Annotated in this window: 10 protein-coding genes; 6 read left to right on the top strand and 4 right to left on the bottom strand. The window is 64.3% G+C overall.

Annotated elements, in window-relative coordinates; all coding sequences use genetic code 11:
• The first annotated feature begins 6 nt into the window (after positions 1 to 6).
• Together AR689_RS07295 and AR689_RS23300 are read left to right on the top strand one after the other, a co-directional pair.
• Positions 7 to 1,350 (top strand): NtaA/DmoA family FMN-dependent monooxygenase, encoded by a 1,344-nt coding sequence (locus AR689_RS07295; protein WP_062068504.1) that lies wholly within the window; start codon positions 7 to 9, stop codon positions 1,348 to 1,350.
• Complete coding sequence (locus AR689_RS23300; protein WP_197412817.1) at positions 1,350 to 1,511, top strand: hypothetical protein; 162 nt, start codon at positions 1,350 to 1,352, stop codon at positions 1,509 to 1,511. The genes AR689_RS07295 and AR689_RS23300 overlap by 1 nt, the downstream gene beginning before the upstream one ends.
• 2 nt (positions 1,512 to 1,513) lie before the next feature.
• On the opposite strand, the gene AR689_RS07290 is transcribed toward AR689_RS23300, so the two are convergent.
• Both AR689_RS07290 and AR689_RS07285 read right to left on the bottom strand, forming a co-directional pair.
• The gene (locus tag AR689_RS07290; RefSeq protein ID WP_062068502.1) at positions 1,514 to 2,719 is read right to left on the bottom strand and encodes an FG-GAP repeat domain-containing protein; all 1,206 of its coding nucleotides are present in this window, start codon (positions 2,717 to 2,719) and stop codon (positions 1,514 to 1,516) included.
• Positions 2,720 to 2,839: 120 nt separating this feature from the next.
• Complete coding sequence (locus AR689_RS07285; RefSeq protein ID WP_062068500.1) at positions 2,840 to 3,283, bottom strand: GNAT family N-acetyltransferase; 444 nt, start codon at positions 3,281 to 3,283, stop codon at positions 2,840 to 2,842.
• A 78-nt stretch (positions 3,284 to 3,361) separates the two neighbouring features.
• On the opposite strand from AR689_RS07285, the gene AR689_RS07280 reads away from it, so the two are divergent.
• On the top strand, positions 3,362 to 4,291 hold the full coding sequence (locus AR689_RS07280) for a threonine/serine dehydratase (RefSeq protein ID WP_062068498.1): 930 nt from the start codon (positions 3,362 to 3,364) through the stop codon (positions 4,289 to 4,291).
• Positions 4,292 to 4,425: 134 nt separating this feature from the next.
• Here the strand turns inward: AR689_RS07280 and AR689_RS07275 are convergent, their stop codons facing one another.
• The gene (locus AR689_RS07275) at positions 4,426 to 5,415 is read right to left on the bottom strand and encodes an ABC transporter substrate-binding protein (RefSeq protein WP_062068496.1); all 990 of its coding nucleotides are present in this window, start codon (positions 5,413 to 5,415) and stop codon (positions 4,426 to 4,428) included.
• 281 nt (positions 5,416 to 5,696) lie between these two features.
• Between AR689_RS07275 and AR689_RS07270 the strand changes: the two genes are divergently transcribed.
• Positions 5,697 to 6,686: an LLM class flavin-dependent oxidoreductase gene (locus tag AR689_RS07270; RefSeq protein WP_062068493.1), complete on the top strand. Its 990-nt coding sequence runs from the start codon at positions 5,697 to 5,699 to the stop codon at positions 6,684 to 6,686.
• A 22-nt stretch (positions 6,687 to 6,708) separates the two neighbouring features.
• Here the strand turns inward: AR689_RS07270 and AR689_RS07265 are convergent, their stop codons facing one another.
• Entirely contained in the window at positions 6,709 to 8,376 is a 1,668-nt protein-coding gene (locus tag AR689_RS07265) for a PucR family transcriptional regulator (RefSeq protein WP_231745459.1), read from the bottom strand.
• Positions 8,377 to 8,501: 125 nt separating this feature from the next.
• Between AR689_RS07265 and AR689_RS07260 the strand changes: the two genes are divergently transcribed.
• Together AR689_RS07260 and AR689_RS07255 are read left to right on the top strand one after the other, a co-directional pair.
• On the top strand, positions 8,502 to 9,989 hold the full coding sequence (locus AR689_RS07260; RefSeq protein ID WP_062068489.1) for a CoA-acylating methylmalonate-semialdehyde dehydrogenase: 1,488 nt from the start codon (positions 8,502 to 8,504) through the stop codon (positions 9,987 to 9,989).
• A gap of 43 nt (positions 9,990 to 10,032) precedes the next feature.
• Positions 10,033 to 11,394, top strand: a complete 1,362-nt coding sequence (locus tag AR689_RS07255) for an aspartate aminotransferase family protein (protein WP_062068487.1) — start codon at positions 10,033 to 10,035, stop codon at positions 11,392 to 11,394.
• Positions 11,395 to 11,570: the final 176 nt, after the last annotated feature.

Genomic DNA, 11,570 nt, shown 5'->3' with positions numbered 1-11,570 from the left:
AACACCATGACACGCGACATTTTCCAGCCAAGCGGGCAGATCCAGTTTGGAATCTTCTTCCAAGGCGTCAACTCCGGCACCATCTGGAAGGCACCCGAAGCGGGCTCGCAAACGGACTTCGAATCGTTCCGGCACATCGCCCAGACAGCCGAGCGCGGGAAGTTCGCAGCCTTCTTCCTGGGCGAAGGACTGCGCCTGCGCGAACACCTCGGACGCCCCCACGCACTGGACGTGGTGGGCCGGCCTGACGCCCAGACCATGCTGGCCGCACTTGCTGCAGTCACCAGGAACATCGGCTTGGTAGCCACTCAAAACACCACGTACAACGACCCCGCGGACCTGGCACACCGATTGTCCTCACTGGACCTGATCTCCGGGGGCCGCGCCGCCTGGAACATCGTCACCACGGACAACGCCTGGACGGGTGCGAACTTCCGCCGCGGTGGATACCTGGACCACGCCGACCGTTACAAGCACGCCGAAGCGTTCGTGGAAACCGCCAAGCGTATTTGGGACTCCTGGGAAACCCCCACCGGACCCGCCCGGCGGGTCCTCCACGAAGGCCAGCACTACACCGTTGACGTCACCCCGCGCCTCCCTCGCAGTGCCCAGTACCGCCCGGTGCTCTTCCAAGCCGGTGATTCCCCGGACGGCCGCGACTTCGCAGCCCGCCAAGCTGACGTGATCTTCTCCGCGCACCCCAAGTTCGATGCCGCTGTGGAGTTCCGCCGCGACATCGTGGCCCGCTCCGTCGCAGCCGGCAGGGGTGCCAACGCCGTGCAGATCATGCCGGCCAGTGAGTTCATTCTGGGTGCCACGGATCAGGAAGCGCAGGAAAAGAAGGCCTGGGTCCGGAGCCTGCAGATCGGACCACAGCAGGCCATCGCCTACTTGGAACAGTTCTGGGGCAGGGAGCTCTCTTCCTACGATCCCGATGGCCCCCTGCCGGAGATCGACCCCGTGGTGGAGAAAACCTCGGAGACCCGCGGCAGCGGCTTCCACGGCGCGAAGGCCCGCCAGCTGGCGGACCAGTGGCGGGCCGAGGCCAAAGACAAAGGCCTCTCCATCCGCCAGTTCGTGAGCTCCAAAACGGCACGCATCGACTCCACGTTTACCGGCTCCTACACCGCCGTGGCGGACCACCTGGCAGAATATGCACGGGTTGGGGCCGTGGATGGCTTCAACATTTCACCGTGGCTCATCCCCACAGGTCTGGACGACATCGTGAACCATCTGGTGCCCGAGCTCCAGGAACGCGGCGTCTACCCTACGGAATACCGGGGCACGACGCTGCGCGAAAACCTGGGGCTGGAGACTCCGGTACGGTCCGAACAGCCGGCTCACGTCTGATGAAGGCTGAACGCCTGCTGAGGAACGTGCTGCGGCGGCTCGGCTTCCAGCCGCGCCGCGGAGGAACAGCGCCCGACGACGGCGGCGTGAGTGCCGCCGTCGTCGACGTTTCGCGCGGGACAGTCAGCTTGCAACTGACGGTGGGCGGCCAGCCGCTGTAGTTCTACAGGAGTTCCCGGAACACGTTCCATCCGTTTCCTATGGGCCCGTAAGGACCATAGAGGCCTGTGGTAGCGGCGCCGGTGGAGTACGTGACGAGGTCGCCGTTGCCGTTGATGGCTACAAGATTGTTGTATTTCTGATGAGCGAAACTGCCCAGGCCCGCCACATCCTGGAACTCATTCCAGCCTCCGCCCATGAATGCTTGGGCACCCCATCCGCCTTGGCCGTTAGCTGAGTAGAGCTGGAGACCGCCGTTGTAGTCGCGGCCGAAGACCTCCACCGTGCCGTCACCGTTCATGTCGCCGGCGGGGATGATCTTGTTCATGACCTGCCAACCCCAGCCCACCTTGGATGGGGCGAGCCATCCGCCGTTGCCGTCGCCGGGGTAGAGGAACAGCTCGCCGGCAGCATTTCTGGCCAGGACGTCGTTGGTGCCGTCGCCCGTGAAATCGCCGGGACCCACAATGGAGTCGAAGACGTTCCAGCCGGAGCCGACTTGCCGTGTTGGAAGCCAGCCGCCGTCGCCGTCACCCGGATACAGGAACAACTGGCCGGACGCGTTCCTCGCCAGGAGGTCATTGAATCCATCGCCGTCGAAATCTCCCGGAGAGAAGACGATGTTGAACATGTTCCAGCCGGCACCCACCTGTCGGGGTTCATCCCACGAGCCGAAATAGGCCGGGCACGGGCCCTCGCACATGCCCTTGTAGTACGTATAGGTGCGCGGGTACAGGACGAGCCTGCCGTCATGGGTGCGCGCCAGGGGCTCAAAATTGCCGCGCCCCGTCCAGCCCATGGCGCGGCTGGACGCCTTGATGGGTGTGGTTTCGGCGCTGACTTGCGTTCCAGTGGGGCAGCCTTGTTCACCAGGAGTGAGCGGGTAAACCCTGAGGGAGATGCGGCTGCCTTGGTCTTCGGGGAGGACACGCAACGTTTCACCCTGCCGCTCCACAGGCAGGGGTTCTCCGTCACGCAACCACTCCAAGGTGATCGCGTCCCCGGAACCATCCGGGTTCCGGCAACCCCAGTAGTCGTAGTTGTACTGCCGCCTCATCTCAGAACCGACGTACGGGACGCCGTCAATGAACGGTGTCGGCTGGGATGCCGCAGCGGCCGGACCAGTCGCGAGCAACCCGGAGCCCAGCAGTGCTAGTGCAAGTGCGGTAGTGGTGGCGCGCCTCAACGAGCGCGCTTCGAAGATCCCCATTTTTCCCCCCGGAAAGTATCGCGACGTGGCCGCGTGGTGTGTGCTGAGGGTACCGCACTTCCGTCCGTGGGGTCAGGGGTTGGGGGTGGCGGTCAGTGGCTGGTGGTCACGGCTTGGCGGTCACGGCTTGGCGGGAGCCACCATGAAGACATCAACGGGGTCCTCGGATTCCAGCACGAAACCGTGGCGCTCGTAGAGGCGACGGGCCGGGCTTCCTTGCAGAACGTCCAGGCGGAACGGACGCTCATCTACCGACGCCGACATCACGTGGCGAAGCACGGCACCGCCCAGCCCCTTGCCCTGATGCGCCGGAGCCACGTAGAAGTGTTCAATCCAACGGCTGTCCGGGGCGGGGCGGACAGCGATCACGCCAGCGTCCACACCGTCCGAATGGATGATGTACGTGTGCTCGGGCTGGAAGCTGTTCAGGAAGCGCTCGCGGACCCTCACAGGATCAAAGCGATGCAACCGTTCGAGGTCCGGGCGCATCACCACGGCGCGCAGTTCAGCTATCCAGGAAGCGTCGGTGGCAACGGTGGGGCGGAGGACGAAGTCAACGGACATGGGTTCAAGCCTATGCCCGGCAGGTGGGTGCCCGCCCACGCAAACCATAGGATGACATGGACGAAAGGTGCAGCCAGGATGGTCACACGTGAAGAGGTAGAAGCAGCGTACTCACGGACGGCAGGTTGGGTTCGCCATACTCCGCTGGCTGAAAGCGGCGACCAAGAGGCCTATCACCTGTGGTTCAAATGCGAGTACATGCAGCACACCGGCTCCTTCAAGGCACGCGGTGCCTTCAACAGGCTCCTCACGGCGCAGGAAAGCGGCGAGCTCAACCCGGAGGTGGGCATCGTGGTGGCTTCCGGCGGCAATGCCGGACTGGCCAATGCCTACGCCGCTGCCAAGCTGGGGGTGCCGGCAACGGTGTTCGTCCCTGAGTCGGCGCCGGCAAACAAGGTGCACAAGCTCTACGCCATTGGCGCCACCGTGGTCCAGGGCGGAGCGGAGTACGCGGAAGCCTATGCCGCGGCGATCCGCTTCGCCGAGGAAAAGGGCGCCGTTTACTGCCACGCTTATGATCAGCCTGAGATCGTGGCCGGTGCGGGTGGTGTTGGCCTTGAATTGATGGACGAACTGCCCGACGTCGATACCATCCTCGTTGCCGTAGGCGGCGGCGGGTTGATGGGCGGCATTGCGGCGGCGACGGAGGGCAGGGCTCAGGTGGTGGGCGTCGAACCCGAGACTGTCCCCACTTTGCACACCGCCTTGGCCCAGGGCGAGCCAGTGGATGTGGCCGTGTCCGGAATCGCTGCGGACTCCCTTGGCGCCCGGCGGATCGGCGAAATCGGCTTTGGAGTTGCCCGGCGTACCGGTGTTCGGAGCGTCTTGGTCAGCGACGAGGACATTGTCGAAGCCCGGCGCACTCTTTGGGAGAAGCACAGGATCGTGGTGGAGCACGGTGCTGCAGCAGCCTACGCGGCGCTGCTCTCCGGCGCGTACGTCCCGCGCGAAGGTGAGACGGTCGCCGTCGTGCTCTGCGGAGCCAACACCGATCCCGCGCACTTCTAACCGCACCCAACCCGAGCCGCACCGCCCCGGAGCGCGCCGCATCTAGACCCGCACCGCACCCAAGTAGGTCGCAGTTCAGGTCGTTTTGAGCGCTCAGAACGACCTGAACTGCGACCCAGTTGGGTTGGCGGGCCCTACTTCTTGGGCAGGCCTGCCGGGTTCAGTTCGGACGCGGGAATCGCCTCGGAGGAGAGGCCCCAACGGTCCAGGATCTTCGCGTAGCTTCCGTCCTTGATGAGGGTGTTCAGTGCAGCCTGGGCAGCCACCGCAAGGCCGTTGCCCTTCTGGGTGGTGAAAGCAATTTCAGCCTTCAGCGGCCAGCCGCCTTCAACCGTGCCTACTTCCTTGGTCTTGCCATCCTTCGCAGCTTTGTAGGCCGCAGATGCGTTGGGTCCGAACGTCAGGTCCGCACGGCCCGACTGAAGGGCGAGCTGGGAGGCTGAGTCGTCGTCGTAATACTGGAACTCAACCGGCTTCAAACCGTTCTTCTTGTTCTCCTCGTCCCAGCGCACCAGGATGGCTTCCTGGTTGGTGCCCGAGCCAACGATGATGCGCTTCCCGGCAACATCCTTGGCTTCCTTGATAGTGGAGATGTCCGAGTCGGTCTTCGCGTAGAAGCCCAGGAGGTCGTTGCGGTAGGTGGCGAAGTCGAACTTCTCCTTGCGCGCCTCAGTGACGGTGACGTTGGAGAGGACAGCCTCGTACTTGCCGGACTCGACACCCAGCGGCCAGTCCGCCCAAGCTACCGGCAGCACCTCAACCTGCAGGCCCAGGCTCTCGCCCACTGCATAGGCAATGTCCACTTCGCTGCCGATCAGGGTCTTGTTATCCGTGGCGAACGTGCTCAACGGGGGAGTGCCGCCCGTGGTCACCACGGTCAGCTTGCCGTCGGCCTTGATGGCGTCGGGAACCAGGGCGGCTGCGGCGGAGTCCACCGTCACCTTGATGCGGTCCTGCTGCGGGGTCAGGTTGAATTCTTTGGTGGAGCTGGATGAAGCGTTCGACGCCGGGGCGCTCGCCCCCGTCGCCGCCGTCGCCCCAGGATCGGAGCAGGCAGCCAGCCCCAGTAGCGCCGTAGCGGCCAGCGCCGCGGTGGCGCCGGTCTTGAGAGCGAAGCGTGCCATGTGTTTCTCCTTGGGTTTCCCCTGATCATCGCGACAGGGAGGTCTGATGCGTACTTGTGGCTGCAACTATCCGGCAGCCTCCGGGAGCGGGTCAAAGTGTTCTGAAACGCTGGGATACAGGGGTTCACGGCAGTTAATCGGGCGTCGAAATGGGTCACAAAACACGGGCCAGGGCACCGCGCGACGCAACTCACAGAAATAAGCCGGGGGTCGTCGTCGTTGTCCATAGAGTGCCCGGCAATCAACCATGCGGGCACCACAACGTACCGAAAGGCTTTCCTGTGACTGTTCCTCTTTCCATCCTCGACCTGGCAACCATCGGAAAGGGCCAGACGGTGGCGGAGAGCTTGGCGGGCAGTGTTGCCATGGCGCAGAAAGCCGAAGAGGTTGGGTACCGCCGTGTTTGGTACGCCGAGCACCACAACATGTCTGCGATTGCCTCCTCCGCTACCAGCGTGCTGATCGCTCACGTCGCCGCCCACACCAACACCATCCGCCTCGGGGCCGGTGGTGTGATGCTGCCCAACCACTCGCCGCTGACCATCGCTGAGCAGTTCGGCACGCTGGAAACACTGCACCCGGGGCGAATCGACCTCGGACTGGGCCGCGCCCCCGGCAGCGACCAGAACACCATGCGTGCGCTGCGCAGGGACCACACATCCTCGGACCGATTCCCCCAGGACGTTCTGGAACTGCAGGGCTACCTCACCGGTCCCACCCGCATCCAAGGTGTTGAAGCGACGCCGGGCAAGGGCACCAATGTGCCCCTGTACATCTTGGGCTCCTCGCTGTTCGGCGCCCAGCTGGCAGCCCAGTTGGGTCTTCCCTACGCCTTCGCTTCACACTTTGCCCCCGCCGCGCTTCAGGACGCCGTTGCCGTTTACCGCCGCGAATTCAAGCCCTCGGATCAGTTGTCCCAGCCGCACGTGATCGCCGGTGTAAACGTCACTGCCGCGGACTCAAACGCCGAGGCACAGGCCATCCATCTCGCTGTGAAGCGTGCCCGCGTCTCACTGTTCTTCGGTGGCGGCCGCGAGTTCACCGATGACGAAGCGGACATGGTGCTCGATTCCCCACAGGGCCAGCACATTGCCCAAATGATGAAGTTCTCCGCCGTAGGTACCAAAGATGTGGTGCGGGATTATCTCGACGAGTTTGCATCGTTCGCTGACGCCGATGAGCTGATTGTGGCTCACCAGAGCATCGGCACCGAAGAGCGCCTGCGCTCCGTTGAACTCGTGGCTGAGGTTGCGGGGCTTGTGAGCGCGTAGGGCCCCGCTTCACTGCCCCCGTTCACTGCCCCCGGATGAGGTGCGCCAGGAGCGCCACATGCAGTGAGGTCCGCGACTCGGCGTCCTCCAGATCCACGCCCAGTAGTTCCTCCAGTTTGGCGAGCCGGGCATAAAGCGTGGGCCTGCTCAGGTATCCGCTGCGTGCCATGGCGGCCTTGTTGCCACCGGATCCGAGGTAGAGCCCCAGCAGTTCCAGGTATTCGCCTTTGCCTTCCGCCTCCGCTTGGAGGACGGCGGACAACTCGGATTCCACGAACTGCTGAACGCGGGGATCCTTGCGGAGGAGCGCCAGCAGCCCGCGAAGGCGTACGTCCGTAGCCCGGAAGTAGGGCTTGCCCGTGTTCCGGAGAGTGGCAGCGCTTTCGGCCACGTGGGCTGCTTCGTCGATTCCTGCCGCGGCCTCCAAGAGCGTCCCTTTCATGCGGCCGACGCCGATGATCCAGGGAGGGGGTGCCGCCAGGTTGGCTTTAATCCCTGGCCCGGCGGCAGCCCCGGGGGCCCCGGCCCCGGCGGCGGCCCCTGCCAGGATCTGCAGCGTCGGCTCTTCCTGCTGCCGTGCGGGGAGGGCGAGGATCATCCCGACCGAACCGGAGTGGATGCTTGCCGCCAAGGCTGTACCCGCGCTGGATTTCACACCCTGTGCCAGCCGTTCAAGGAGCTCGCGCTCGTCCTGCTGACCGGCCAGGGGGTCGCCGGGAAGGATAGGGGAACCCCAGGCTTGGAGTGCGGTCCTGAAAACGAGCGGTACGTAGAAGGACGAGCGCTTCAAACCCAAGGAACCCGCGCGTGCCAGTGCCTCCGCTTCGCTGAGCCCACGGGGCTGGCGGAGCGCGTTGAGGAGTCCGGCTTGTGCGTGGTGGCTGAGCTCGCGCTGATCCCGGTCCGCCAGCCGGTTGATGGCCAGGGTCTGGGCTGCCCGTTCCAGAACCATGATGGCCATGTCCTCATCGGCATCGAATGCCGCGGGTGGCATGGGCGCCACCAACCTGCCCCACACTTGTTGACGGACCCCCACTGCCGCCTGGAGCCACTGCTCCGGTCCGGACCGCGCGGTGTGCGCGGGGAAGGGCGTGGTCCGGGATCGTCGCTCCCAATCGTCCAGAAGTTCCGTGGTGGATACCCCCTGCCCGGCGTAAGCGAGAACCAGATGCGAGAGGTCTTCCAGCACCACCGAGGCACCGATCATGGTGGCCGCTTGCTCCACCACACGTTGGGTGTCGGCGCTTTCCAAACTCAGCACAGTGAACGCTTCGTGGACGTCCCGGGCACGTTCCACGCGTTCCAATTGTTCGGCCACGATCATCCTGTGGACGATCTCCGTGACTTGAACAAACCTCACCCGCTGTTCCACCACAACCACGGGCATTGAGGCGGTGCGGGCAGCTTTCTCCAGGGCCTTCCGGCTGCGGGGCCGTTGGCCGACGAGTTCCACGATCAGTCCGGCCGCTCCGGCTGCTTCCAGGGAGCGGATGAACGACGCCGATTCTTCGGGGGACTTTTCCAGCTCCAGCCCGGTGGTCAGCACCAGTTCTCCGCCTGACAGAAGGCCGCCGACGTCGAGGATTTCGCTGACGTGAACCCAACGAACAGGCGTGTCCAAGCCCTTCAGGCCGCCCAGCACGGTGGGTGCGGCGGCACGCAGCACAGGGAGCTGAAGGATGGCACTCACGGTGGACAGCATTTACACAGTGTAAGGCTCAATGGAGATTCCTTTACAGATCGGCCCTACTGTGCCGGCTCGTGGGCGGACAGACTGATGTCAGTCTTCACACCACCCCGCACCAAGGAGAACTCTTGAACACCATCGAGCACTGGATCAACGGCAGCTACGTCCCGGCCCGGGAGCGCACCGCTCCCGTTACCAACCCGGCCACGGGTAAGGTCACCGGGCAGGTTGCCCTGGCCAGCGTGGAGGACGGCAACACCGCCGTCGCCGCCGCCAAAGCTGCCTTCCCGGCATGGCGCGATACCTCCCTGGCCCGCCGAACCCAGGTCCTTTTCGCTTTCCGCGAGCTCCTCAACTCCCGCAAGGACGAGCTCGCCGCGATCATCACCTCCGAGCATGGCAAGGTCCTGGACGACGCCCTGGGCGAGGTAAGCCGGGGCCAGGAAGTGGTGGAGTTCGCCTGCGGTATTCCGCACCTTCTCAAGGGCAGCTACACCGAAAACGCCTCCACCAAGGTGGACATCCACTCCATCCGGCAAGCACTGGGCCCCGTGGCAATCATCAGCCCGTTCAACTTCCCGGCAATGGTCCCCATGTGGTTCTTCCCCATCGCGATTGCGGCAGGCAACACCGTGATCATCAAGCCCAGTGAGAAGGACCCCACGGCCGTCAACTGGGTGGCCGAGCTCTGGAAGGAAGCCGGCCTGCCGGACGGCGTCTTCAACGTCCTTCACGGCGACAAAGTAGCGGTGGATACCCTGCTGACGCACCCGGACGTCAAGGCTGTCTCCTTCGTGGGCTCCACCCCGATCGCCAAGTACGTGTACGAGACCGCCACCGCCCACGGCAAGAGGGTCCAGGCGCTGGGCGGCGCGAAGAACCACATGATTGTCCTGCCCGACGCCGATCTTGACCTCGCTGCCGACGCCGCCATTAACGCCGGGTTCGGTTCAGCCGGCGAACGGTGCATGGCGGTCTCAGCGCTCCTGGCCGTCGGCGACATCGCCGATGCTTTGGTGGATAAGATCGCTGACCGTGCCCGCTCGCTGCGCACCGGCGATGGACTGCGTGGTTGCGACATGGGCCCCTTGGTCACGTCCCAGCACAGGGACAAGGTCTCGGGATACGTCGACGCCGGTGAAGCAGCAGGTGCCACGCTCGTCGTCGACGGTCGCGGCGTTGTCCCGGACGCTGAAGGCGACGGATTCTTCGTAGGCCCCACCCTGTTCGATCACGTCACCACGGACATGTCCATCTACCAGGAAGAGATCTTCGGCCCCGTTCTCTCTGTGGTGCGGGTGGACAGCTACGACGACGCCCTGGCCACCATCAATGCCAACCCGTACGGCAACGGCACCGCAATTTTCACGAACGACGGCGGTGCCGCCCGCCGCTTCGAAAATGAGGTTGAGGTGGGAATGGTTGGCATCAACGTCCCCGTCCCGGTGCCCATGGCCTACTACTCGTTTGGCGGATGGAAGAACTCCCTGTTCGGAGACACGCACGCCCACGGTTCTGAAGGAGTGGGCTTCTTCACCCGGGGCAAAGCAGTTACCACCCGCTGGCTGGATCCCAGCCACGGCGGGATCAACCTCGGTTTCCCGCAAAACTCCTAAGCGTTCCCCCGAACTACTCAGAGACGACGTCAGGAAAACCATCATGACCGCCATCCTTGAACCACCACAGACGGACCGTGACGCAGCGCTCCGTGCCTACCAGCTGGACCGTCAACACGTCTTCCACTCCTGGTCCGCGCAGGACACGCTGGATCCCATGGTCATCACAGCCGCAGAGGGGTCACACGTTTGGGACGGTGACGGCAACAAGTATCTGGACTTCTCTTCCCAGCTGGTCAACACCAACATCGGCCACCAGCACCCGGCCGTTGTTGCAGCCATCGCCGCACAAGCCGCCAAGCTGTGCACCATTGCTCCCAGCTACGTCAACGAGGCCCGATCGGAGGCCGCACGGTTGATCGCCGAGCGAACCCCGGGGGAGCTGAACCGGATCTTCTTCACCAACGGTGGAGCGGACGCCAACGAACATGCCGTCCGGATGGCCAGGCTCCACACGGGCCGCCACAAGGTCCTCTCCGCCTACCGCTCGTACCATGGCGGAACGCACTTGGCCGTCAATATCACCGGCGACCCCCGGCGCTGGGCCAGCGACAACGCCTCCACAGGCACCATCCATTTCTTCCCGCCCTACCTCTACCGCACGGCGTTCCACTCCACCACCGAGGAAGAAGAAGCCCAGCGCGCCTTGGAGCATCTGGAGCAGCTCATCGAGTTCGAAGGCCCTTCCAGCATCGCGGCCATCATGCTGGAAAGCATCCCCGGAACGGCCGGGATCTATGTTCCGCCGGTTGACTACATGCAGGGCGTGCGGGAACTGTGCACCAAACACGGCATCGTCCTGATCGCCGACGAGGTCATGGCCGGCTTCGGACGCACCGGCAAGTGGTTCGCCGTGGAGCATTTTGACGTTGTTCCGGACCTGATCACTTTCGCCAAGGGTGTGAACTCCGGCTACGTACCCCTGGGAGGCGTGGCCATCAGCCCGGACATCGCGGCCACCTTTGGTACGCGCGCCTACCCCGGCGGGCTGACCTACTCCGGCCACCCACTGGCAACCGCGGCCGCCGTAGCCACCATCAACGCCATGGAACGCGAAGGCATCGTGCAGCATGCGGCAAGCCTCGGCACCGAGGTGATCGGCCCGGCGCTCGCCGGATTCGCCGAACGCCACCGCTCTGTGGGCGAAGTGCGGGGCCGCGGCGTTTTCTGGGCCATCGAGCTGGTGAAGGACCGCGCCACCCGCGAACCGTTGGCTCCGTACGGTTCTTCCAGCCCTGAAATGAACCAGTTGGTGGCGGCGTGCAAGTCGCGCGGACTCATCCCCTTTGCGAACTTCAACCGCATCCATGTGGTTCCGCCGTGCAATATCAGTGATGAGGATGCCCGGGCGGGCCTGGCCATTCTGGACGAGGTCCTGGACATCGCGGATACGTTCGCGCAGTAGGTGTACCGCTACAGGTCCTGCTCCCCGAGCCGGTAGGAAGCGCTCGGGGGCGGGACCTGCCGCGCTTGAATCCTGCCGCGTATAAATCCAAGGAAAAGCTTTACGCATTTGCAACTTACTAGGTAGTCAAGCGAAACCGGAAGGGCGGAGACTGTAGCTATCCGCCCCGGAAGGAT

Source organism: Arthrobacter sp. EpRS71, from assembly GCF_001512285.1.
In the GTDB taxonomy this organism is placed as follows: Bacteria; Actinomycetota; Actinomycetes; order Actinomycetales; family Micrococcaceae; genus Arthrobacter.
The sequence above is the reverse complement of the archived record's forward strand: the minus strand, read 5'-3'. Positions and strand labels throughout refer to the sequence as shown.